The sequence below is a fragment of the Curtobacterium sp. MCSS17_015 genome, from assembly GCF_003234265.2.
Taxonomy (GTDB): Bacteria; Actinomycetota; Actinomycetes; order Actinomycetales; family Microbacteriaceae; genus Curtobacterium.
The window spans coordinates 744,145-766,717 of the sequence record NZ_CP126256.1; the positions used below are offsets into that span (position 1 = coordinate 744,145).

Consider the following 22,573-nt stretch of genomic DNA (forward strand, 5'->3'; position numbering starts at 1 on the left):
CGCGCGGGCGGGACGTCGACGTGGGTCGGGGGACACGACGACCACGGCCCTCGGTGCGCGGTCGGCGTCGTCGGGCGCTGGCTCCGTCGTCCGTCGTCCGCGCACCCGGTCACCGTAACCCGAGCCGTGTCCGGCACGGCTCCGGGGGGTCGATGGGTGCGCCGGGCGGACGGGACGGAAGGGCGTCGACGCAGGTGCGGCGCGGTGCTCGGCGGACTCCCAGGCGCGATCGTGTGGGCAGGGGTTGAGTGGGCGCACAGCTTCGCGCGCCCGCTCAGACGGTGGCCGGGGGTGCGGACCGGACGTCAAGGAGGACGGATGGACATCGACCGCAGGCTGTTCCTGCTCGGAGGCACGGGGGTGCTGCTGCTCGCCGGCTGCTCCACGCGGCCCGAGCGCACCGAGGTCGCCGACTGGCCGACCGACCCGCCGGAGGGCCCCGCCACCATCAGCTGGTGGGCCGGCCAGGTGGCGTCGAAGGACGGCGGGGACCTGCGTCGCAGGCTCATCGCGGAGTTCCAGAAGGAGCACCCCGACATCCGCGTCCGCATCGTCAGCGCCCCGAGTGACACCGACACGAACCGGACCTCGCTGACGACGCAGATCGCCGCCGGGTCGCCGACCCCGGACGTGTACCTGGGCGACGTCGCCTGGCCCGGGCAGTTCGCGAAGAACAAGCTCGCGACACCGGTGAACACGCTCGTGGGGGAGGACTTCTTCGAGCAGTTCCCCGAGGGGCTCCGGCTCGCCGCCAGCGTCGACGGCACGTACTACATGTTCCCGCTGTACATCGACGAGTCGTTCTTCCTGTACCGCAAGGACCTGCTCGACAAGCACGGCTTCCAGGTGCCGGGTTCGTGGGAGGAGGTCCGTGAGACCGCCGCGAAGCTCGTCGACACCGGGGACGTCTCCTACGGGTTCGCGTTCCAGGGCGACGTGTACGAGGGGCTGACCTGCAACGTCACCGAGTTCGTGGCCGACGCGGGCGGATCGCTCCTCGACGACGGCCTCGAGAACGCGACGACGACGAGTTCCGAGACCCGGCGGGCGTTCGAGTTCATGCGTTCGCTCGTCACCTCCGGCGCCAGCCCGCGGGCGACGCTCACGTACCAGGAGCAGGACACGAACGACGCGTTCTCCGGCGGTCGTGCCGCGTTCCTCCGCAACTGGTCCTACGCGTGGGGCATCGCGAACGGCCCGGACAGTGCGGTCCAGGGCAAGGTCGGGCTCGCCGCCCGTCCGACCTTCGACGGGATGGACGACCACCACTCGACGATCGGCGGATGGGGGAACTACATCAACCCGCACACGCAGCAGCCGGCGGCGGCGCTCACCTTCGCCCGCTGGATGTCGAGCGAGACCGCGCAGCAGTTCCTCACGCGCGAGGGCGGGGTCCTGCCGGCCCGCTCCGCGTCGCTCGTCAGCGCCGACGCGAAGCGCCAGCAGCGGCCGACGTACGACACGGCGGCCGGCATCACGCTCGTGCCCCGTCCGACGTCGACGGCCTACTACCCGAAGGTCTCGCAGGGGGTCTACCAGAACGGCAACGGCATCCTCGGCGGGCAGCGCACCGTCGACGGCGGGACGAGCGCGATGGCGGACGCCATCGACCTCGCGCTCCGGGGAGCAGCGCTGTGAGCGCCGCGACCGACGTCCGGACACCGACCCGTCCGGGAGGCCCGACCCGGCCCGACCCCGTCGCTCGCCGGAGCGGACGCAACCGTCTCGACCGCCTCCGCGCCCGGAGCGCCTGGGGCTTCGCCGCCCCGGCCCTCCTGGTCGTCGCCGCGGTGACGATCTTCCCCGTCGTGTACTCGATCGTCCTCAGCTTCGCGGACGTCGAGATCGGCTACGACGGCTTCGCGATCCAGGGCTTCGGGTTCGACAACTACGTCGCCCTCGTGCAGAGTGCCGACTGGTACCGGGCGCTGGGCTTCACGTTCCTGTACACGATCGTGACGGTGTTCGTGGAGCTCGTCCTCGGCATGCTCGTCGCCCTCGTGCTCGAGCGGCTCGGCGCCACCCGGGGCTGGATGCTCGCGCTCATGCTCATCCCGTGGTCGCTCGTCACGATCGTCAACGCGCAGCTCTGGAAGTACGTCTACGACTCCACCTACGGCGTCGCCACGTGGTTCTTCACCCTGTTCGGCGACGCTCCGGTGATCCTCGGCGAGCCCGTCCCGGCGATCACCGGACTCATGGTCGCGGACATCTGGAAGACGACGCCGTTCGTCGCGATCATCCTGCTCGCCGGGCTCGTGCAGATCTCCGAGGACCACTACGAGGCCGCCGAACTCGACGGGGCGAACGGGTGGCAGACGTTCTGGCGCGTGGTGCTGCCGCAGCTCGCGCCGACCCTGACCATCGCCGTGCTGTTCCGCATCCTGCAGGCGTTCGGCGTCTTCGACCTGCCGTTCGTGCTGACGAACGGCGGCCCCGGCACGAGTACCCAGTCGCTCGCGATCATGGGCTACAAGGTGCTCTTCCAGGACATCAACATCGGGCCGGGAGCCGCGATCGCGACGAGCACGGCGCTCATCGTGGCCGCCGGCTGCCTGCTCTTCCTCCGGGCGTTCCGGAACCAGGCGAAGGGAGGCGAGGCCTGATGCCCCGTCAACGGATCCGCAAGGGATGGCGGCGGTGGGTGAACACCGTCAACGTCAGTGCCGTCGTGATCGCGGTGGTGACCGCGCTGCCGCTGTACTGGCTCGTGACGACGTCGTTCAAGCCGTCGTCCGAGATCGCGCAGTCCCCGCCGACGGCCTTCCCGGTGTCGTTCACGCTCGACAACTTCGTCGTGGCCTTCCGCGACAACGCGCTCGGGCAGTACATGGTGAACAGCGTCATCGTGTCGGTGTCCACGACGGTGATCGTGCTCGCGCTGGCGTTCCTGGCCGGGTACGCGCTCGCCGGACGGTGGATCCGCGGGCGGACGGCGATCATGACCTCGCTGCTCATGCTGTCGGTGTTCCCGGCGATCGCGGTGCTCACCCCGCTGTACCTGCTCGAGCGGAACCTCGGGCTGCTCAACTCGTACCCGGGCCTCATCGTGCCGTACGTGGCGTTCAACCTGCCGTTCGCGATCTGGATCATGCGCAACTACCTGCAGGGCATCCCGTCGACGATCGAGGAGGCCTCCGAGATCGACGGTGCCGGCGCCTGGCGGACGGTGCTCTCGGTGATCCTGCCGATGGCGAAGCCCGGGCTGTTCACCGTCGGGGTCTTCACCTTCACCGCGTCGTGGAGCGAGTTCCTCATGGCGCTCACCTTCAACAGCGAGAACTCGCTCCGGACGATCCCGGTCGGCATCGCCCTCTTCGGCACACAGTTCACGGTGCCGTTCGCGCAGATCTTCGCGGCGAGCGTGGCGGCCACGGTGCCGATCGTCATCCTCGTGCTGGTGTTCCGCCGGTCGATCGTCTCCGGCCTCACCTCGGGCGCGGTCAAGGGCTGAACCGGCCCCGGACATGACGGGAGGCCCGTGGCGATCTCCGCCACGGGCCTCCCGTCATGGGTTCCAGCGCGACCGCGCTGGCGCATCGCCCTCGGTGCGTCAGCGCTGCTTCGTCGTGCCCACGAAGAGGTCGTCGAACAGCCCCTGGTCGTCGGTCGGCTGCTCGCCGTGCTTCCAGCGGCGGCGCAGACGTCGGATGGTGGTGATGCGCACCGGGTCGACGCCCGGCTCGGACTCGTACATGCCCATGGTGTCCCTTCCCGTCGGACATGACCCCCGTGTGAGGGGTCCTGATCGCATCCGACGGTACGACTGCGGACGGGGACGCGTCCGCCGAAGTAGGTCGTGCAGTTACCCATCCGCGTTGCGTGGACAAAGCCCCCGTCCGCGATCGGACCGGCCCATAGCCTGCACTACGACGTCGGTGGTACTCCGCCGTCGAGCGCCGTGACGATGCGGTCCACGATGCGGACGAGGCGCCGGCGCTCTCGTTCGGAGAAGGAGGACAGGAGTTCGTGCAACTGCTCGTTGGTGCCGTCCAGCGCCGCCGCGAACACCTCCTCTTGTCCGGGCGTCAGCTCGATGAAGCGGCTGCGGCCGTCCTCCGGGTTCGGCACCCGCTGCAGCACGCCCTGACGTTCCAGCCGGTCGATGATGCCGGTCACCGCCGGACCCGTCAGACCGAGGTGCACGCTGAGGTCCTTCACCCGGACCGTCCGACGACCGGACTTCGCGCGCCACACGTACTGCAGCACCGACAGGTCCGTGCCGGAGATGCCCGTGCGGTCGCGGAGCCGGTCCCGCAACGAGATCGAGGCGTGCTCGAGCCGGGTCAGGGCGCCCATGACGTCGAGGTCGCTCACCGGCTCACCTCCTCTCCCCGCAGCGGCGCGCAGGTCGGGTCCCCGGCACGCTCGAGGCAAGGGTATCCAGATGGCGCTGGTCCGCGCTCCAGCGGGGTGGCGCGGTGAGCGGGTCGACGGCGACGGGGTCCAGCGAGGGCGTCCCCGACGAGCCCACCGTCGTCCCGGTCCGGTTCGAGGTCGCCGGGACCGAGCCGGACGCCGCCGTCCGCGACCTCGCCGGGATCTACGAGGGCAAGCAGTGGCTGTCCCGCCGGACCGAGGGGGAGTTCTCGTACCGGTACACGGCCGTCGGTGACTCCGAGCTGTCGATGCGGCGCTCCACCATGAGCGGGTTCCTCCGCGGCGCGTCCGCACCCGGTGACGACCTGGTGATGAGCTGGCTCACCGCGGGCTCCGGGATCCCGGACACCCTCCGCGACCGGGTGCCGCTCCGCGTCGGGAACCCGATGCTGTTCCCCGCCCACCGCGACGTGGTGTTCGTCGCCACAGACTACGACCAGCAGCTCGTGCACCTGGACCGTCGGTTCGTCCGCGACGTCGCCGCCGAGCACTTCGACGTCGGGACCCGCGACCTGCGCTTCGACCACCTGAGACCGCCGGACGCCGTGGCGGTGCGGCACTGGCGCGACGCGCTCGGCACACTCGCCCGCGCGCTCCGCGAGGGCGGTACCGACTCGCTCGTGTGGCACGAGGCGAAGCGGCAGACGGTGGACGCCTTCCTCCGGGTCGTCCCGCCACAGCTCGACCGGCTGCCCGCCGAACTGCTGCACCCCCGGCAGGCCAAGCTCCGTGCAGCCGTCGAGCACATCCACGCCCACCCCGAGGACCCGATCACGATCGCGGACCTGGCACGGGTCGCGGGGCTCAGCGTGCGCAGCGTGCAGGAGTCGTTCCGCCGGACGTGCGGCGTCTCACCCCTGACCTACCTGCGGCAGGTGCGCCTCGACCGCGTGCACGAGGAGCTCCTCGCCCGGGACCCCAGGACGGTGTCGGTCGGGCAGGTCGCCACCCGGTGGGGCTTCGCGCACCTCGGACGGTTCTCCGCCGCCTACGCCGAGCGGTTCGGTGAGTACCCGAAGCAGACGCTCCGCCGCTGACCGCGGTCGACGAGCCGAGCCGGAGCGCTGTGCGCGCACCGCACGGTTCCCCGACCGGACACCCGGACGCGCTACGGTTCCGCCATGACCGGTACGTCGACGACCGCCGCGGCCCCGCCGACCCCGACCCGACGCCGGGCACTCGTGTCCTGGGCGCTCTGGGACTGGGGTTCCGCGGCCTTCAACGCCGTCGTCACGACGTTCGTCTTCAGCACCTACCTGGCGAGCCGGGCCTTCGTGGACCCGGCACTCGTCGCGGCCGAGGACTCCTCGACGGCCGCCGCCGCCGCCGTGGAGCGGGAACTCGCCCACAACGCCGCCGTGGTCTCGACGGCACTGACCGTCGCGGGCATCCTGGTGGCGCTGGTCGCCCCGGCGGTCGGACGACTGGCGGACACGTCCGGGCACCGGAAGCGTTCGGTGCTCATCGCGACCGTCGGGGTCTTCCTCTCGATCGTCGGAATGGTGTTCGTCGCGCCCGAGCAGCCCGCACTGGTCCTCGGCGCCGCACTCATCGGCATCGGGACGGTCGCCTACGAGATCGCCTGCGTCGGCTACAACGCGATGCTCGGGCAGGTCGCACCCGGACCGAAGACCGGTCGGGTGTCGGCGATCGGCTGGGCTGCCGGCTACTTCGGTGGCATCGTGCTCCTCGTCGTCCTGCTCCTGCTGTGCATCCAGGACTTCGGGGTCGACGGACGGGGCGGACTCCTGCAGCTGCCGGCGACCGTGGCAGGCGGGCAGTGGGACGTCCGCGCAGCGATCGGCATCGCCGCCGTGTGGCTCGCCGTCAGCTCGATCCCGCTCTTCATCGCCGTACCGGAAGCCCCCGCCGACCCGACGCGGCGGGGGTCACTGTGGACGGCGTACGCCGATCTCGGACGTGACGTCGCACGGCTCTGGCGGACGCGACGCAACGTGCTCGCGTTCCTGCTGGCCAGCGCGGTCTTCCGCGACGGGGTCGGCGCCGTCTTCACCTTCGGCGGCATCATCGCCGCACAGGTGTTCGGCTTCAGCCCGTCCGGGGTGATCCTGTTCGCGATCGTGGCGAACGTCGTCGCGGGCATCTCGACCGTGCTCTCCGGCCGACTCGACGACCGGTTCGGCTCCCGTCCGCTCATCATGGTGTCGCTCGTCGGACTGTCGGTGTTCGGCACCGCGGTGCTGTTCGCCGGCTCGGCCCAGGTCTCGTTCTGGGTGCTCGGCCTCGGGCTGTGCATGTTCGTCGGGCCGGTGCAGTCGTCCTCGCGGGCGTACCTGGCGAAGCTCGCGACCCCGGGCCGCGAGGGCGAGCTGTTCGGCCTCTACGCCACGACCGGCCGCGCGGCGTCGTTCATCGCGCCGGCGTTGTTCGGCGTCGCGGTGACGATCGGCGGGTCGACGCGGTACGGGATCCTCGGGGTCGTCGTGGTCCTCGTCACCGGACTCGTGCTCATGGCCTTCGTGCGCGATGAACGCCGCCCCGCGGCCTGACCCGCTCCGGCCACGACACCCCGCTCGGTTCCGCCGGGTCGTCATGCTCCCGGTGTCCGCGGGGCGCGTGACGTCTGCGGGCACGGAGTCGGCCGCGCGTACCGTCCGGCGCAACGGCAATCCCGAGGAGGAACCCCATGAAGGCAGTGGTCTGGCACGGCATCGGCGACATCCGGCTCGACGAGGTCCCGGAGCCCACCATCCAGGACCCGCACGACGCGATCGTGCACATCACCCGCTCCGCGATCTGCGGCACCGACCTGCATTTCGTGCGCGGGACGATGGCGCCGATGCAGGAGGGAACGATCCTCGGCCACGAAGCCGTCGGCGTCGTCACCCAGGTCGGCGACGCCGTCCGCGGCTTCAGCGCCGGCGACCGCGTCGTGATCAACTCGACGATCTCCTGTGGCGCCTGCCGGTACTGCCGGATGGGACAGACGGCGCAGTGCGACGTGGCGAACCCGAACGGGCCGCAGGCCGGTACGAGCTTCTTCGGCGGGCCCGAGTCCACCGGCCCGGTCAACGGCCTGCAGGCGGAGTACGTCCGGGTGCCATGGGCGCAGAACACCATGCACCCGCTGCCCGAGAACGTCACCGACGAGCAGGCGATCCTCCTCTCCGACATCTTCCCGACGGGCTGGTTCGGAGCGGAGTTCGCGGGCGTGACCCGCGGGGACGTCGTCGTGGTGTTCGGTGCCGGGATCGTCGGGCAGTTCGCCGCGGCGTCGGCGTTCAAGCAGGGCGCCGGTCGTGTCATCGTCGTCGACGGCGAGGAGACCCGCCTGGCCGCGGCGCTCGCGCAGAACTGCGAGATCGTCGACTACAACCGCGAGGACCCGGTGCAGGCGATCCTGGACCTCACCAACGGGATCGGCGCCGACGCCGTCATCGACGCGGTGGGGGTGGACGCCGAGCGCCCGAAGCGGGGCCCGGCCGCAGTCACCGACGAGCAGGCTGCGGCCTTCGACGCCGAGGTGCAGCAGGTTGCCCCGGACGCCTCCCCGGACGGTTTCGGCGAGCAGCAGCAGTGGAAGCCCGGCGACGGCCCGTCGCAGGTCGCGCAGTGGGCGGTCGCCTCGGTCGCGAAGTACGGCCGGATCGGCATCATCGGCGTCTACGGACCGACCGCGCAGTCGTACCCGATCGGCGAGGCGATGAACAAGAACCTCACCATCCGGATGGGCAACTGTGACCACCACTCGGTCACCCCGCCGCTCATCGACATGGTCGCCGCGGGGCAGTTCGACCCGACCGCGCTCATCACTGAGCACGAGGGGATCGGCTCCGCGATCGACGCGTACGAGGCGTTCGACCGCCGCGAGCCCGGGTGGATCAAGGTGGAGCTGACGGACACGTCGGCCTGACGGTCGGCCTGCACGCACGGCTCGGCCTGCACGCAGGCTCGGCCTGCACGCACGCACGGCTCGGCCTGGAGGCCCGGCACCGGTCCGGCGGACCGGCGCCGGGCCTCCAGGCGCTCGCGACCGGGCACCGCTCCTCCACAGCGGGGAGCGGCGCGGAGTTGCGCACAGATCGGTGCGACGGTCGGACGCCGGGGGAGCGGTGCGCCAGGATGGGTTGCATGACCGACCAGCGGATCGCCGTCGTCGTCCTCGCCGCCGGGCAGGGCACGCGCATGAAGTCCTCGCTCCCCAAGGTGCTGCACCGGCTCGCCGGGCTGCCCCTCATCGCCCACGTGCTCCGGACCGCCGAGTCCCTGTCGCCCGAGCACGTCGCCGTCGTGGTGCGGCACGAGCGCGAGCGCGTCGCGGCGGAGACCACCGAGCGTGCGCCGGACGCCCTCGTGGTCGACCAGGACGACGTCCCGGGCACCGGCCGCGCCGTCGAGGTCGCGGTGGGCGCCCTCCCGGCCGACTTCGACGGCGTCGTCGTGGTGCTCTCCGGAGACGTCCCGCTGCTCGACGCGCAGAGCCTCCACGGGCTCGTCGACGCGCACACCAGCCAGTCCAACGCCGTCACCTTCGTCAGCGCCATCCAGGACGATCCGACCGGCCTCGGCCGGATCCTGCGTGACGCTTCCGGAGCCTTCACCGGTGTCGTCGAGCACAAGGACGCCACCGACGAGCAGCGCGCCGTCACCGAGACGAACGCCGGCATCTACGCGTTCGACGTGACGCACCTGCGAGCGGTCCTGCCCTCGCTGACCACCGACAACGCCCAGGGCGAGAAGTACATCACCGACGTCCCGGCGCTCATCGCCGCCCGCGGTGGCCGGGTGGACGTCGTCACCCTGACCGACCCGTGGCTGGTCGCCGGCATCAACGACCGCGCCCAGCTGTCCGACGCCGCGAGGGAACTCAACGCGCGGATCGTCCGCCGTCACCAGCTCGCGGGTGTCACGGTGCAGGACCCGACGTCGACGTGGATCGACCTCGACGTCTCGATCGAGCCGGACGCGGAACTGCTGCCCGACACGCAGCTGCTCGGCGCGACGGCGATCGCGTCCGGGGCCGTCGTCGGTCCGGGCTCCACGCTCCGCGACACCGAGGTCGGTGCCGGCGCCACCGTGAACCGGGTCGACGCCACCCTCGCGGTCATCGGGGACGGCGCCTCGGTCGGGCCATTCGCCTACCTCCGCCCGGGCACGGTCCTCGGTGACCGCGGCAAGATCGGCACGTTCGTCGAGACGAAGAACGCCGTGATCGGCCGTGGGAGCAAGGTCCCGCACCTGTCCTACATCGGCGACGCCGAGGTCGGTGAGGACTCCAACATCGGCGCGAACACCATCACGGCGAACTACGACGGCGTGCACAAACACCGCACCGTCGTGGGCTCGGACGTCCGGACCGGGTCGCACAACGTGTTCGTCGCCCCGGTTAGGATTGGGGACGGGGCGTACACCGGTGCAGGTACGACCGTCCGCAAGGACGTGCCGGCCGGGTCGCTCGCGATCAGCTACGCCCCCCAGCGCAACACCGAGGGATGGGTCGAGGAGAACCGACCCGGCACCCCGGCGGCCGAGGCTGCTCGGCGCGCGCGGCGAATGACACCTTCGACGGTCCACGCGGCCGTCAGCGGTGGGCCCCGATCGGAGCCCAGGACATCGGCCCCGGCGGGGTCAGATCGGCCCCCACTCGGGGTCAGGGAGTGAGCACCACACGTGTCCGGAATCAAGACAACCGGCCAGAAGCGACTCGTCCTGGTCGCCGGGCGAGCGCACCCGGAACTGTCAGAGGCGATCGCGGAAGAGCTCGGTGTCGACCTCGTCCCGACCGACGCCCGGACCTTCGCCAACGGCGAGCTCTACGCCCGCTTCGACGAGTCGGTGCGGGGGTGCGACGCCTTCGTCATCCAGTCGCACACCGCCCCGATCAACGAGTGGCTCATGGAGCAGCTCATCATGGTCGACGCGCTGAAGCGTGCCTCGGCCAAGCGCATCACCGTCGTCGCGCCGTTCTACCCGTACGCCCGCCAGGACAAGAAGGGCCGCGGGCGCGAGCCGATCTCGGCCCGCCTCGTCGCCGACCTGTTCAAGGCCGCGGGCGCGCACCGCATCATGAGCGTCGACCTGCACGCGCCGCAGATCCAGGGCTTCTTCGACGGACCTGTCGACCACCTGTTCGCCATGCCCGTCCTGCTCGAGCGCTTCAAGGAGATGCTCGACCCGGAGACCCTGACCGTCGTCTCGCCCGACATGGGGCGTGTCCGCGTCGCCGACATCTGGTCCGAGAAGCTCGGCGCCCCGCTGGCGATCATCCACAAGCGTCGCGACCCGCTCGTGCCGAACCAGGTCTCCGTGCACGAGATCGTCGGTGACGTCTCCGGCCGCTGGTGCCTGCTCGTCGACGACCTGATCGACACCGGACGCACCATCGCCAAGGCGGCCGAAGCCCTCAAGGCCAGCGGCGCCAAGGGCGTCGTCGTCGCCGCCACCCATGCCGTGTTCTCGGACCCGGCGACCGAGCTGCTGCAGAGCGAGTTCATCGACCGCGTCGTCGTCACCGACACGCTGCCGCTGCCGCCCGAGAAGCGCTGGGACAAGCTCGAGGTGCTGCCGATCGCCCCGCTCATCGCCCGCGCCATCCACGAGGTGTTCGACGACGGCTCCGTGACGTCGATGTTCGACGGCGCCGCCTGATCGGTCGGCGCTGACGGTGGCACCGACCGCGCGGGACGCCCTCGCCGCCCGGCTCCGGGCCGGCGGGAGCGTGTTCGCCGAGGACGAAGCGGACCTGCTCCTCGCAGCCGGCGACGGTGACGCCGTCCGGTTGCGCGGCCTGGTGCAGCGGCGGCTCGCGGGTGAGCCGCTCGAGTACGTCCTCGGCTGGGCGGCCTTCGACGGACACCGGGTCCGCGTGACCCCGGGGGTCTTCGTGCCCCGAGCCCGTACACGCGTCGTCGTGACCGAAGCCGCCCGACGTCTCCGGCGGTACGACCGTGTCGTCGACCTGTGCTGCGGATCGGGGGCCGTCGCGATGGCGCTGCTCGAACGGGTGGGCGCGCTCGACCTCGTCGCGGCCGACATCGACCCCGACGCCACCGAGGTGGCGGCGGAGAACCTGGGCGACCGGGGCATCGTGGTCACCGGCGACCTGTTCGCACCCCTGCCCACACGCTTCCGCGGTGTCGTGGACGTCCTCGCCGTGAACGCCCCCTACGTGCCCACCGACGCCATCGCGACGATGCCGCCCGAGGCCCGGGAGCACGAGCGCCGGGTCGCGCTCGACGGCGGTGTCGACGGACTCGACCTCCACCGGCGGATCGCTGCCGGCGCTGCCGACTGGGTGCGGCCCGGCGGGTCGGTGGTCATCGAGGTGTCGGGCGAGCAGGCGCCGGTCTCCGCGGACCTGTTCCGCGCGACCGGGTTCGCCGTGGAGTTCGCACAGGACGACGAGGTCGACGGGACCTGCGTCGTCGCGACCCTGCCCGCCTGAGCGCAGGCTGCCGGTCGCTCCCCCCCCCGAGGTCGTGGCCGTCGCGACTGCCGCGGCCGTCGTGACGGCGGCGACGGGGTTCGCGTCAGGACGCCGTGATGGTGACGCCGTGCCACCCGGTCGCACCGTTCGGTGCCGGCGGCCGCTGCACGCTCGTCTGCACCTCGCCGTCCGCGCTGACGGCCCGGACCTGCACGTCGTGCCGACCCTCCGTCGCCGTCCAGCGGTAGACCCACTGCCGCCACGTGTCGGCGGAGACCGAGTCCGCCAGCTCGGCGTCCTGCCAGTCCGCGTCACCGACCTTGACCTGCACGGCCTTCACCCCGGTGTGCGGCTGCCAGGCGACACCCGCGATCGGGACCCGGTCGCCGACGGACACGGACGCGCCGTCGGCCGGGGTGTCGATGCGGGATTCGAGTTTGACCGGACCGCGCTCGGACCAGCCTCGCGGCGTCCAGTACCCCTGCGCTCGGGAGAACCGCGTCACCTCGAGTTCGGTCACCCACTTCGTCGCGGACACGTAGCCGAACAGTCCGGGGACGACCAGCCGTGCGGGGAAGCCGTGCTCGGCGGGCAGCGGGTCGCCGTTCATGCCGACCGCCAGGAGCGCGTCCGTCCCCTCGTCCTGCAGGACGTCGAGCGGGGTGCCGGCCGTGAAGCCGTCGACGCTGCGGGACAGCACCATGTCCGCCCCGGCGCGGGGCCGAGCGCGTGCCAGGAGCGAGCGGATCGGGTAGCCGAGCCACAGCGCGTTGCCGATGAGGTCCCCGCCGACCTCGTTCGACACGCAGCTCAGCGTCGCCATGTGCTCCTCGAGGGGGAGCGCGAGCAGCTCGTCCCAGGTGAGTTCGATGTCCTCCTCGACCTCACCCGTGATCCTGAGCGACCAGTCGGCGGGGTCGACGGCGGGGACGCGGAGCGCGGTGTCGATGCGGTAGAAGTCGGCGTTCGGCGTGACGTACGGGGTGATCCCCTCGACGTCGAGAGCAGCACCGCTCGGGACGGGAGCGGCAGCCGTCGCGGGCTCCGGCAGGCGCACGGCCCGGCGGACCGCGGCTGCTGCCTGCAGGGAGGCCGACCCGATCCGGGAGGCCCCTCCCACCACCGCCGCGACCGCTGCGGTCGTCACCGTCCACGCGATGAAGGACCGCCGTCCGACCGCCCCGGCCCGGGCGGGATCGGCGGAGGGGACGGCACGCGCGTCCTCCCACCGGTGCAGGCGCTGCAGCAGGAGGCGCAGCACCACCACGGCGGCAGCGACACCGGCGACCGTGGGAGCGCCGTCGAGGGTACCGCTCCCGGCACGGGTCGTGACCGCGAGGAGCGCGAGGACACCGCCGGCGGCGAAGACGAGCGCTCCGTACGGCGGGTGGCGGCGTTCGAGTACGCCCGCGCCGGCCGTGACCGCCACCAGGACGACGGTCATGAGGACGAACAGTGCGACCTTGTCGCCGGTGCCGAACAGCGAAACCATCAGGTCCTTCGCCGCCCGGGGAGCGAGGTCGATGACGGCTGAACCGACCGCGACCAGGGGGCTGCCCGCGCCACCGAGGACCAGTGCGCCGAGCTCGGCCACGGCGAGGAACGCGAGCATCGCGATGACGCCGACGAGCGCTGCGGCCCACCTGCGGTGCGGGAGGAGGCGCGGGTCTGGCTCGGTCACGTTCGGATCGTAGGTCAGTGGTGCTGGGAACCAGGCGTCGGACGGGGTCCCGCCAGAGCGTTCATCCGGGAGCGAGGTGCATCGTGCTGGTGCCGTGACAGGATCGCAGGGTGCCGACCCGACCGTGTGCCCGGCCCTGGTCGCGCCCGGGGCTGGCACGGCTGGACCTCCGCGGGTCGACTCCTCGCGCTGCGGTGGGCGGTCGTCGCGGTCTGGGCTGCGCTCCTCACCGTCCGCGTCGTCGTCGTCACGGTCGACCCGGACGCGGACCTGCGTGCGTTCGGTGTCGCCGAGGCGATCGCCGTCACCGTCGGCGTGGCGGTCGTCGTCATCGCTGTCGTCCGGGCCCGCAGCGTCGGCCGTCGTCGTGAGGACGACGTCCTCGCCCTCGCGGTACGACGCATCGACCCCACTGTCTGGTCGGTGCCCGCGAGCCCGACCCAGGAACTCCGTGGGATGATCGAGGCCGTCCGGCCCGAGGTGCCCCTGTCCGACCGCGTGACGTGGGCGTTCGGCGCGACGGAGGCCTCGATGTGGGAACTCGACGAGCGCCGGGCGACGCGGTTGCTCGTCATCCGCTGGAGCCGGGTCATGCACGTCGGGGTCGAGGAGGTCCTCGTGCCGGGCGCCGGTCGACGCACTGCTCCTGCCCTTGCGCTCCACTACGTCCGGGCCGACGACACCACCGCCGTCGCGACGTTCTTCGTCCGCGCGGCACCGGGGTCCGACCGGTTGCTCGGTCCGGGCGACCGTCTCGACGGGCTGCTCGCCCGGCTCGCCCGGGAACGCATCGTCGCCTGAGGTCGATGCCCGGGGCAGCGGGCCCCGTCAGCGACGGAGCCCGCTGTTCCGGCGGACCCGAGCAGTCCCGGGCCCAGCGCACCCGTCCGCTCAGTGGGTGGACGGCTCCTGTTCGACCTCACGACGGTCGTCCTCGGACCACAGGGTGTGGAACGTGCCGTCCTTGTCGATGCGCTGGTAGGTGTGCGCCCCGAAGAAGTCACGCTGTCCCTGGATGAGCGCAGCGGGCAGTCGCTCGGACGCGAGCGAGTCGAAGTACGACAGCGCGGACGAGAAACCGGGTGCCGGGATCCCCGACGCGGCCGCGATCCCGACGATGCGACGCCAGGCTGCTTCACCCTCGGCGACGGCGTTCGCGAAGTACGGGTCGACCAGCAGCGACTCGAGCTCGGGGTTCTCGTCGTACGCCTCGACGATGCGGTTGAGGAACTGCGCGCGGATGATGCAGCCGCCGCGCCAGATCTTCGCCATGTCGCCGAGGGCGATGTCCCAGCCGTACTCCTTCGCCCCCGCGATGATGAGGTCGAAGCCCTGCGCGTACGCGACGACCTTCGACGCGTAGAGCGCCGCTCGGACGTCGTCGGCGAAGGTGTCGGGCACTTCGACGATCGACGGACGGTTCTGCACCGACTTCTGGACCGCGGCGCGCTGCGACGACCTCGATGACACCGCGCGGGCGAACACCGCCTCGCCGATGCCGGAGACGGGGATGCCGAGGCCGACCGCGTTCTGCACGGTCCAGACGCCGGTGCCCTTCGAGCCGGCGGCGTCGCGGATGAGGTCGACGAGCGGTGTGCCGGTGTCGGCGTCCTGCTGCTTGAGGACCTCACCGGTGATCTCGATCAGGTAGGACTCGAGGTCGCCCTTGTTCCACTCGTCGAACACGTCGACGAGCTGGTCGACGCTGTACCCGCCGACGCGGCGGAGCAGGTCGTAGGACTCCGCGATGAGCTGCATGTCGGCGTACTCGATGCCGTTGTGCACCATCTTCACGAAGTGCCCGGCACCGTCGGTCCCGACGTGCGTCACACAGGGCTCACCCTCGGCGACGGCCGCGATCGACTTCAGGATCGGCCCGAGCGTCTCCCAGGCCTCGTCCGATCCGCCGGGCATGATCGACGGCCCGTGCAGCGCGCCCTCTTCGCCGCCCGAGATGCCGGTGCCGACGAAGTTGAGGCCCTTCTCACGCAGGTCGTGCTCGCGGCGCATGGTGTCGTGGAAGTTCGCGTTGCCGCCGTCGACGATGATGTCGCCCGGCTCGAACCGCTCGGCGAGCTGCGAGACCACCGCGTCGGTGCCCTTGCCGGCCTGGACCATGATGATCGCGGTCCGCGGCTTCGACAGCGAGGCGACGAAACCGTCGATGTCCTCGGACGCGATGAAGCCCATGTCGCCGTGCTCGTTCATGAGCTCTTCGGTGCGGGCGTAGGTGCGGTTGTAGACCGCGACGGTGTTGCCCTCTCGTGACGCGAGGTTCCGCGCCAGGTTCGAGCCCATCACTGCGAGGCCGATGACCCCGATGTTCGCCTGTTCCTTGTTGTCTGCCACGTCGACTCCTTCGTGTCCTGACGGCCACGGCCAATCTATGCAGCCCCCGATGTGCTCATCCAGGTCTTCCGCATCCTGGGTACGGCGGTCCCCCTGGTTCGTACTGTGGGTGCATGGCCGATGCGACCGTCCTCCCGCCCGTGCTCGTGATGGGGGTCTCCGGCTCCGGCAAGTCCACCGTCGGCGAAGCCCTGACGCAGGCGCTCGTCGCCCGCGGGGAAGCCGCGGAGTTCGTCGACGCCGACGCGCTCCACCCGCAGTCCAACGTCGACAAGATGCGCGACGGCGTCCCCCTCACGGACGAGGACCGGCGGCCGTGGCTCGACGCGTGCTCGTCCCGGATCGCCGACGTCCAGGCCTCCGGCTCTCGTTGCGTGATGGCGAACTCGGCCCTCAAGCGCGTCTACCGCGACCGCCTCCGCGAGGACGCGCCGGGTCTCTTCATCGCCTTCCTCGACGGCTCACGCGACCTCATCGCGGAGCGACAGCGCCACCGACACCACGAGTACATGCCGAACTCGCTGCTCGACTCGCAGTTCGCGACGCTCGAGCGCCCGGAGTCGGACGAGGCCTCGGCCGCCGTCCCGATCCGCGGGTCCGTCGACGAGACGGTCGCCGCGATCCTCGCGGTCCTGCCCTGAGCGTCCCGTGCTGGACGGTCTGACCGTCGTGTCTACTTCCGGCTGAGTTCCGATCGGCGGGCGCGGTACTCCTCGGCGTCGATCTCGCCGCGCGCGAACCGGTCGGCGAGCACCGACCGCGCGTCGGCGAGCGCCCGTCCGGCACCACGGCGCAGGACTCCGAAGACGAGCGCTCCGACGACGAGCAGGAGCAGGAGCACGGGGAACACGGGGAAGCCGTGCGACGGCGCTCCGCCGTGCCAGTACGGAGCGGTGGCAGCGAGTGTGGTGAGCATGGGGACCTCCGAGGTCGGTGTTCGTGCCGCGGTCGCGACACGACAAGGCTGCCGCCCGGGAGGCCCGACGCGCGTCCGCTGGGCGAGCCCACTCCCGCCTGCTCCCGCCGGTGCACCCTCGCCCGTCCCTCCACAGGCGACTACTCCCTCGGGCGTAGTCCACAGGCGCTCCCGGTGCGCGATGTCCCGGGGGAGGGCCGACCGTAGGCTCGCTGCATGACCACCGACACCCGCTCCGACGACCGCCCCGTGGGCGGACGCCGGTTCGCCCGCGTGGGGCGGGTGCTGCCGGTCGCGCTCGTGCAGCTCGTCGGGACGGTCGTCGCCACCCGGTTGGCCACCGGGGCCGGACCCGGTGGTGTCGACGGCGGACCACCGTGGACGCAACGCCTGGGGGACGGCGTCGAACCGGTGTTCCTCGGGCCCCTGGCATGGGTGCTGCTCGTGAGCGGGATCGTCGTCCTGCCCTTCCGCTGGCGATGGCCGGTCGTGGTCCTGGCCCTGACCCTCGGTACCACGATCGGCTACGCCCTGGTCGTCAGCCCGCGGGGTCCGTTCGTCGCGGCGCTGACGATGGCGCTCGCCAACGCCTGGTTCCGCGGACACCGCGTCCCGGTCTACGTCGCCGCCGCGGTCGCCCAGGTCGTCCTGCCCTCGGCGGACACCCTGACCGGGCGCGCGCCCTTCCCGACCGTCACCACCACGACGCTCTGCCTGGCGTGGCTGACGGTCACGATCGCCGTCACCGAGCTCGTCCGGGTGCGGCTCGTCCGCGCCGCTGACGCCCGTCGTGCCCGGCTCGCGGCGGAGCAGCAGCGGGCCGGTGCCGAACGGGTCCGCATCGCTCGGGAACTCCACGACTCGGTCGCCCACAGCATGTCGCTCATCAACCTGCAGGCGGGGGTGGCCCTGCACCTCGGCGCGGAACTCCCGGAACAGACGCGGGAGTCGCTGCTGAGCATCCGAGACTCCAGCAAGCAGGCGCTGGTCGAACTCCGGACGATCCTCGGCGTGCTCCGTGCTGTCGACGCGCCGTCGGGCACCTCCGACCGCGCGCCGGTCGCCGGCCTCGACCGTGTTCCCGACCTGGTCGACCGAGCCCGCGCGGCCGGAGTGGACGTGACGCTGCACCTCGACGGCCCGGTGGACGGCGTCGCCGGCGTCGTCTCGCGGAACGCGTTCCGCATCGTGCAGGAGTCGGTCACGAACGTCATGAAGCACGCCGCTGACCACCGCGCCACGGTCGTCGTCGACGTGGGTGCCGAGATCGTCGACATCACGGTGACCGACGTCCCGAGGGTCTCGACCGTCACCGGTGCTCCCCGAGCAGCGGAGGCGCACCGAGGGCACCGTGCCTCGTCCCGTCCCGCGCGCGTGGTCGGCCCGGACACCGAGGCCGCGTGGTCGACCCGCAGCAGCGGCAGCAGTCAGGGCAACGGCCTCGTCGGGATGCACGAGCGGGCCGCGGCCGCCGGTGGCACCCTCGCGGTCGGACCGACGCCCGACGGCGGGTGGTCGGTCAGGGCTCGCCTGCCGATCGGCGAACCCGCACGCCCCACAATCGGAGAGCAGGAGACGGACGGATGAGCATGCCCGCGACCACCACCACGCCGGACCCGATCCGGGTGGTGTTGGTCGACGACCAGGGCCTCATCCGTGCCGGACTCCGCGCGCTCATCTCGGCCGAGCCCGGGATGCAGGTCGTCGGTGAGGCGGCCGACGGTGACGCGGCCGTCGCAGTCGCCGCACGGGAGTTGCCCGACGTCGTGCTCATGGACATCCGCATGCCGGGGACCGACGGCCTCGTCGCGACGAGGCGGATCTCCGAGGACCGCGCGCTCGCCGCGGTGCACGTCGTGGTGCTCACGACCTTCGAGGAGGACGACACCGTCTTCGAGGCGATCCGTGGTGGGGCTGCCGGGTTCCTCGTGAAGGACACCGAGCCCGGCGAACTCCTCCGGGCGATCCGCACCGTGGTCGCGGGGGAGTCGTTGCTGTCGCCCGGACCGACCCGTTCCCTCGTCGAGGCGTACGCCGCGCACGCGAAGCCGGCGGCGCTCGCCCCTGAGCTCGGCGCCCTGACGGACCGCGAACGACAGGTCATGCGCCTGGTGGCGAGCGGGTTGACGAACGCCGAGATCGCCGAGCGCCTGTTCGTCAGCCCGGCCACCACGAAGACCCATGTGTCCCGGGCGATGATCAAGCTCGGCGCTCGCGACCGCGCCCAACTCGTGGTCTTCGCCTACGAGACCGGCCTCGTCACTCCCGGATGGACCGGATGACCGGAGACACCAGTTCGATACCATCATCGTCGCGATCGCAGAGGGACGGCTCGACGACGTCCCGAGCATCGTCGGACACCTGACACCCGCCGTGCGTCGGGGTTGAGCGCGCCTCGAGCCGGCTGCTGACGATGGACACACGGCCGCCGCCGGTGCAGGCTCGACAGGTGGACGTCGGACGCTCCCGCACCGCCGCGGAGGAGCGCCGTGCCCACCTCGAGGAGGAGCAACGCCGTGACCGATCCCGCGAACCCGACCCCCGGTGCGACCGACGCCCGCTCTGCGGGCGGAGGCACAGCCTCCAGGCCGGACACCTGGGCGAGCACGGACCGCGGACAGCTCGTCGACCGTGCCGAGGTCATCGTCACCAGCCCGGACCGGAACTTCGTCACGCTCAAGCTGACGACCGCCGACGGCGTCACGGGCCTCGGCGACGCGACCCTGAACGGCCGCGAACTCGCCGTCGCCGCCTACCTGTCGGAGCACGTCGTGCCGCTGCTCGTCGGCCGCGACGCCAGCCGCATCGAGGACGCCTGGCAGTTCCTCTACCGCTCGTCCTACTGGCGCCGAGGCCCGGTCACCATGGCCGCGATCGCCGCCGTCGACATGGCGCTCTGGGACATCAAGGCGAAGGCGGCCGGCATGCCGCTGTACCAGTTGCTCGGTGGTGCCTCGCGGACCGGGCTCATGGCGTACGGCCACGCCTCCGGCAAGGAGCTGCCGGAGTTGTTCGACTCCATCCGCGCCCACCAGGCCGAGGGGTACCGGTCGATCCGCGTCCAGACCGGCGTCCCCGGGCTCGAGAGCATCTACGGAATCGCGTCGAACCGGACCACCGAAGGCAACGCGGGTGTCCGGTACGACTTCGAACCCGCACAGCGCGGTGTGTTCCCGGCCATGGAGGACTGGGACACCCGCGCCTACCTCCGGCACCTGCCGACGGTGTTCGAAGCCGTCCGGAACGAGTTCGGGCCGGAGCTGCCCCTCCTGCACGACGGACACCACCGGATGACCCCGATCCAGGCCGCCAAGCTCGGCAAGTCCCTCGAGCCGTACGACCTGTTCTGGCTCGAGGACTGCACCCCCGCCGAGAACCAGGAAGCGCTCCGGCTCGTCCGGCAGCACACCACGACACCGCTCGCCATCGGTGAGGTCTTCAACACGATCTGGGACTTCAAGGACCTCATCCGCGACCAGCTCATCGACTACGTCCGCGGCGCCGTCACCCACATGGGCGGCGTGACCCCGCTACGGAAGACGATGGACTACGCCGCGATGTACCAGGTGAAGTCCGGGTTCCACGGGCCGACCGACATCTCGCCGGTGGGGATGGCGGCTCAGATGCACCTCGGCCTCGCCATCCACAACTTCGGGATCCAGGAGTACATGCAGCACGGTCCGAGGACGAACCAGGTGTTCCAGCAGACGGCCACGTTCACGGACGGGTACCTGCACCCCGGCGACGAGCCGGGCATCGGGGTCTCGCTCGACGTCGACGAGGCCGGGAAGTACCCGTACGAGCAGGCGTACCTGCCGTTCAACCGCCTGGCGGACGGCACCGTGCACGACTGGTGAGCTGTTCTCGGGCGCCGCACCGTGCCCGACGGGCAGAGTGGTGATGTGGACCCCGCAGCGCTCGCCGACGTCGCCCGCGATCTGTTGCGCGCCGCTCCGGGCGACTTCGTGGCCGCGCGGACGGCACGGCAACGAGCGGCCCGGAAGGACGACCGGGAGCTCGCGGCCGCGATCGGGAAGCTGAAGAAGCCCGCGCCGGCCGCATGGATCGTCGACCTGCTCGCCTCCGAGGACGCCCTCGACGACGCCGTCGACCTCGGTCCCGCCCTCCGGCAGGCGCAGGCCTCCGCGGACCCGCAGCAGATCGCGACACTCCGGAAGCAGCGGTCACAGGTCGTGGCGGCGCTCGCCGACACCGGCGCCGACCGGGCAGCCGCAGCCGGGCACCCGCCGACACCGGCCGTGCTCGAGCAGGTCCGCGCGACCATCGAGGCCGGCATGGCCGACCCGCACGCCGGCGCCGCGATCCGATCGGGCCTCCTCCTGCGGCCCCTCGAGAGCGTCGGGTTCGAGGACGTCGACCTGACCGACGCGGTGGCCGTCCCGGGCGCCGTCCCGGACGCGTGGTCCGGCAGTGACGCGCCTCCCATCCCGATCACGGCCGGGAGGCGCGGTGCACGCCGCCCGGCGGGGCGCGGTCGCGCAGACGGCGAGCGGGCAGTTCCTGACGAGCCGGATGCTCCTGACGAACCGGATGCTCCTGACGAACCGGACGCTCCTGGTGAACCGGATGGTCCTGCCGAGCCCGACGCGCCGGTCCACGACGACGACCAGCGCGACCCCGTAGCCGAGCGCCGTGCCGCGCGCGAGGCCGAGGCGGCAGCGCGACGTGCCTCCCGGCAGGCCGATGCCGCTCTCGACCAGGCGGAGTCCGCTCTCGAGGACGTCGAGGACCGACGCGCCGACCTCGACCGTCGCCGTCGCGACCTCGAGCGACAGCTCGCCGCCCTCGACCAGGAGCGGGCCGACCTCGACGCGGAGGCCGAACGGCTCGGGCAGGAGCGTGACGACGCCGAGGCCGCGAGCGACCGCGCCCGCGAGGCCCTCGTCGCCGCGCGCCGTCACCGACGCGAGCGCTCCTGATCCGCGCCCTCATCCACTCGGATGAAAGCGTCGTCGCCGTCGCGATCCACCTTTGATCGTCGCGACACGCCCGGAGGCCCTGCTAGACTCGGTGACTGACTTCGGCGAGGGCCGCGCAAGCGGCCGTGATCGACGCGGTGGGAGACCCGGCCAGACCTGGGAACGTTCCTCACGCGTGCACGCGTTCGAGTTGCAACACCACAGACCCCCGATGCCGGCACTCCGGCGTCGTCCCCGACACCAGGAGGCATCATGGCTGACTACACCAAGCTCGCGGCGGAAGTCCGCACCAAGTTCGGCAAGGGTGCGGCCCGCAAGCTCCGCGCCGCCGACAAGATCCCCGCCGTCGTCTACGGCCACGGCACCGAGCCGCAGCACATCAGCCTGCCGGGCCACGAGACGATGCTCCTCGTCCGTACCGCCAACGCGGTCGTGGACCTCGACATCGAGGGTGCGGCTCAGCTCGCCCTCGTCAAAGACGTCCAGCGTGACCCGGTGCGTCAGATCATCGAGCACGTCGACCTCGTGGTCGTCCGTCGTGGCGAGAAGGTCACGGTCGACGTGCCCGTCGTCGTCGAGGGCGAGTCCTTCTCCGGCACCATCCACGTGCAGGACCTGGCGAGCGTCTCCCTGCTCGTCGAGGCGACCGACATCCCCGAGCACGTCGTGGTGAACGTCGAGGGCCTCGAGGACGGCGCGCAGATCCACGCCTCCGAGCTGGAGCTCCCGGCCGGCGCCGAGCTCGAGATCGAGGGCGAGTCCCTCGTCGTCGCGATCGTCACCCCGCGTGGCACCGCTGACGACGACGCCGCCGACGAGGCCTCGGCCGAGGCCGGCGCCGAAGCCGGTGCCGAGGGCGGCTCCGAGCCGGTCGACGCCAACGCCGACTCCGAGTAACCACACGAAGACATCTGGCCGAC

21 protein-coding genes are annotated in these 22,573 nt (G+C 71.6%); 16 read left to right on the forward strand and 5 right to left on the reverse strand.

Annotation, left to right across the window (positions count from 1 at the left end; all coding sequences use genetic code 11):
• Positions 1 to 318 precede the first annotated feature (318 nt).
• From DEJ18_RS03505 to DEJ18_RS03515, 3 genes are read left to right on the forward strand one after another with little or no spacing between them, the layout of a single operon-like run.
• Positions 319 to 1,638, forward strand: coding sequence for an ABC transporter substrate-binding protein (locus tag DEJ18_RS03505; RefSeq protein ID WP_111209572.1), 1,320 nt, complete (start codon positions 319 to 321; stop codon positions 1,636 to 1,638).
• Entirely contained in the window at positions 1,635 to 2,606 is a 972-nt protein-coding gene (locus tag DEJ18_RS03510; protein WP_111209573.1) for a carbohydrate ABC transporter permease, read from the forward strand. The genes DEJ18_RS03505 and DEJ18_RS03510 overlap by 4 nt, the downstream gene beginning before the upstream one ends.
• A complete protein-coding gene (locus DEJ18_RS03515) occupies positions 2,606 to 3,454 on the forward strand; it encodes a carbohydrate ABC transporter permease (protein ID WP_111209574.1) in 849 nt (282 codons plus the stop codon). The genes DEJ18_RS03510 and DEJ18_RS03515 overlap by 1 nt, the downstream gene beginning before the upstream one ends.
• Before the next feature lie 99 nt (positions 3,455 to 3,553).
• Here the strand turns inward: DEJ18_RS03515 and DEJ18_RS03520 are convergent, their stop codons facing one another.
• Together DEJ18_RS03520 and DEJ18_RS03525 are read right to left on the reverse strand one after the other, a co-directional pair.
• Entirely contained in the window at positions 3,554 to 3,703 is a 150-nt protein-coding gene (locus DEJ18_RS03520) for a hypothetical protein (protein WP_181419412.1), read from the reverse strand.
• 164 nt (positions 3,704 to 3,867) lie between these two features.
• Positions 3,868 to 4,317, reverse strand: a complete 450-nt coding sequence (locus DEJ18_RS03525; RefSeq protein WP_111082003.1) for a MarR family winged helix-turn-helix transcriptional regulator — start codon at positions 4,315 to 4,317, stop codon at positions 3,868 to 3,870.
• 104 nt (positions 4,318 to 4,421) lie between these two features.
• Between DEJ18_RS03525 and DEJ18_RS03530 the strand changes: the two genes are divergently transcribed.
• The 6 genes from DEJ18_RS03530 (at position 4,422) to DEJ18_RS03555 (ending at position 11,785) form a co-directional block, all read left to right on the forward strand.
• Positions 4,422 to 5,417, forward strand: a complete 996-nt coding sequence (locus DEJ18_RS03530; RefSeq protein WP_220034283.1) for a helix-turn-helix transcriptional regulator — start codon at positions 4,422 to 4,424, stop codon at positions 5,415 to 5,417.
• Between the two features lie 84 nt (positions 5,418 to 5,501).
• A complete protein-coding gene (locus DEJ18_RS03535; RefSeq protein ID WP_111209575.1) occupies positions 5,502 to 6,890 on the forward strand; it encodes an MFS transporter in 1,389 nt (462 codons plus the stop codon).
• Positions 6,891 to 7,027: 137 nt separating this feature from the next.
• The gene (locus tag DEJ18_RS03540; protein WP_111209576.1) at positions 7,028 to 8,254 is read left to right on the forward strand and encodes a zinc-dependent alcohol dehydrogenase; all 1,227 of its coding nucleotides are present in this window, start codon (positions 7,028 to 7,030) and stop codon (positions 8,252 to 8,254) included.
• 218 nt (positions 8,255 to 8,472) lie between these two features.
• Complete coding sequence (gene glmU, locus DEJ18_RS03545) at positions 8,473 to 10,002, forward strand: bifunctional UDP-N-acetylglucosamine diphosphorylase/glucosamine-1-phosphate N-acetyltransferase GlmU (protein WP_111209577.1); 1,530 nt, start codon at positions 8,473 to 8,475, stop codon at positions 10,000 to 10,002.
• 9 nt (positions 10,003 to 10,011) lie between these two features.
• On the forward strand, positions 10,012 to 10,989 hold the full coding sequence (locus tag DEJ18_RS03550) for a ribose-phosphate diphosphokinase (RefSeq protein WP_111082007.1): 978 nt from the start codon (positions 10,012 to 10,014) through the stop codon (positions 10,987 to 10,989).
• Between the two features lie 10 nt (positions 10,990 to 10,999).
• Positions 11,000 to 11,785, forward strand: a complete 786-nt coding sequence (locus tag DEJ18_RS03555) for a putative protein N(5)-glutamine methyltransferase (protein WP_502866275.1) — start codon at positions 11,000 to 11,002, stop codon at positions 11,783 to 11,785.
• Between the two features lie 85 nt (positions 11,786 to 11,870).
• Here the strand turns inward: DEJ18_RS03555 and DEJ18_RS03560 are convergent, their stop codons facing one another.
• The gene (locus tag DEJ18_RS03560) at positions 11,871 to 13,379 is read right to left on the reverse strand and encodes a molybdopterin-dependent oxidoreductase (RefSeq protein ID WP_111209722.1); all 1,509 of its coding nucleotides are present in this window, start codon (positions 13,377 to 13,379) and stop codon (positions 11,871 to 11,873) included.
• Between the two features lie 195 nt (positions 13,380 to 13,574).
• On the opposite strand from DEJ18_RS03560, the gene DEJ18_RS03565 reads away from it, so the two are divergent.
• The gene (locus tag DEJ18_RS03565) at positions 13,575 to 14,249 is read left to right on the forward strand and encodes a hypothetical protein (RefSeq protein WP_111209579.1); all 675 of its coding nucleotides are present in this window, start codon (positions 13,575 to 13,577) and stop codon (positions 14,247 to 14,249) included.
• Between the two features lie 90 nt (positions 14,250 to 14,339).
• Here DEJ18_RS03565 and gnd read toward each other — a convergent pair whose 3' ends face one another.
• A complete protein-coding gene (gene gnd / locus DEJ18_RS03570; protein ID WP_111209580.1) occupies positions 14,340 to 15,797 on the reverse strand; it encodes an NADP-dependent phosphogluconate dehydrogenase in 1,458 nt (485 codons plus the stop codon).
• 113 nt (positions 15,798 to 15,910) lie between these two features.
• On the opposite strand from gnd, the gene DEJ18_RS03575 reads away from it, so the two are divergent.
• Positions 15,911 to 16,438 carry a gluconokinase gene (locus DEJ18_RS03575; protein ID WP_111082011.1) on the forward strand — a complete coding sequence of 176 codons (528 nt, stop codon included), beginning with the start codon at positions 15,911 to 15,913 and terminating at the stop codon, positions 16,436 to 16,438.
• A gap of 32 nt (positions 16,439 to 16,470) precedes the next feature.
• Here DEJ18_RS03575 and DEJ18_RS03580 read toward each other — a convergent pair whose 3' ends face one another.
• Entirely contained in the window at positions 16,471 to 16,713 is a 243-nt protein-coding gene (locus DEJ18_RS03580; protein ID WP_111082012.1) for an SHOCT domain-containing protein, read from the reverse strand.
• 216 nt (positions 16,714 to 16,929) lie between these two features.
• On the opposite strand from DEJ18_RS03580, the gene DEJ18_RS03585 reads away from it, so the two are divergent.
• From DEJ18_RS03585 to DEJ18_RS03605, 5 genes are all read left to right on the forward strand, one after another.
• Positions 16,930 to 18,300 (forward strand): sensor histidine kinase, encoded by a 1,371-nt coding sequence (locus DEJ18_RS03585; RefSeq protein WP_111209581.1) that lies wholly within the window; start codon positions 16,930 to 16,932, stop codon positions 18,298 to 18,300.
• On the forward strand, positions 18,297 to 18,995 hold the full coding sequence (locus DEJ18_RS03590; protein ID WP_258376838.1) for a response regulator: 699 nt from the start codon (positions 18,297 to 18,299) through the stop codon (positions 18,993 to 18,995). Before DEJ18_RS03585 ends, DEJ18_RS03590 begins: the two co-directional genes overlap by 4 nt.
• Before the next feature lie 234 nt (positions 18,996 to 19,229).
• Positions 19,230 to 20,570, forward strand: a complete 1,341-nt coding sequence (gene manD / locus DEJ18_RS03595) for a D-mannonate dehydratase ManD (RefSeq protein WP_111209583.1) — start codon at positions 19,230 to 19,232, stop codon at positions 20,568 to 20,570.
• Between the two features lie 45 nt (positions 20,571 to 20,615).
• A complete protein-coding gene (locus DEJ18_RS03600; protein WP_111209584.1) occupies positions 20,616 to 21,653 on the forward strand; it encodes a hypothetical protein in 1,038 nt (345 codons plus the stop codon).
• A gap of 252 nt (positions 21,654 to 21,905) precedes the next feature.
• Positions 21,906 to 22,550, forward strand: a complete 645-nt coding sequence (locus DEJ18_RS03605) for a 50S ribosomal protein L25/general stress protein Ctc (RefSeq protein WP_111209585.1) — start codon at positions 21,906 to 21,908, stop codon at positions 22,548 to 22,550.
• Positions 22,551 to 22,573: the final 23 nt, after the last annotated feature.

What these genes read in the sequence shown, in the direction of transcription:
- DEJ18_RS03585 (WP_111209581.1), top strand. Translation starts at nt 16,930, where the DNA reads ATGACCACCGACACCCGCTCCGACGACCGCCCCGTGGGCGGACGCCGG.
- DEJ18_RS03560 (WP_111209722.1), bottom strand. Translation starts at nt 13,379, where the DNA reads ATGCTCGCGTTCCTCGCCGTGGCCGAGCTCGGCGCACTGGTCCTCGGT.
- DEJ18_RS03505 (WP_111209572.1), top strand. Translation starts at nt 319, where the DNA reads ATGGACATCGACCGCAGGCTGTTCCTGCTCGGAGGCACGGGGGTGCTG.
- DEJ18_RS03605 (WP_111209585.1), top strand. Translation starts at nt 21,906, where the DNA reads ATGGCTGACTACACCAAGCTCGCGGCGGAAGTCCGCACCAAGTTCGGC.
- DEJ18_RS03580 (WP_111082012.1), bottom strand. Translation starts at nt 16,713, where the DNA reads ATGCTCACCACACTCGCTGCCACCGCTCCGTACTGGCACGGCGGAGCG.
- DEJ18_RS03515 (WP_111209574.1), top strand. Translation starts at nt 2,606, where the DNA reads ATGCCCCGTCAACGGATCCGCAAGGGATGGCGGCGGTGGGTGAACACC.
- glmU (WP_111209577.1), top strand. Translation starts at nt 8,473, where the DNA reads ATGACCGACCAGCGGATCGCCGTCGTCGTCCTCGCCGCCGGGCAGGGC.
- DEJ18_RS03590 (WP_258376838.1), top strand. Translation starts at nt 18,297, where the DNA reads ATGAGCATGCCCGCGACCACCACCACGCCGGACCCGATCCGGGTGGTG.
- DEJ18_RS03575 (WP_111082011.1), top strand. Translation starts at nt 15,911, where the DNA reads ATGGCCGATGCGACCGTCCTCCCGCCCGTGCTCGTGATGGGGGTCTCC.
- DEJ18_RS03540 (WP_111209576.1), top strand. Translation starts at nt 7,028, where the DNA reads ATGAAGGCAGTGGTCTGGCACGGCATCGGCGACATCCGGCTCGACGAG.
- DEJ18_RS03520 (WP_181419412.1), bottom strand. Translation starts at nt 3,703, where the DNA reads ATGGGCATGTACGAGTCCGAGCCGGGCGTCGACCCGGTGCGCATCACC.
- DEJ18_RS03535 (WP_111209575.1), top strand. Translation starts at nt 5,502, where the DNA reads ATGACCGGTACGTCGACGACCGCCGCGGCCCCGCCGACCCCGACCCGA.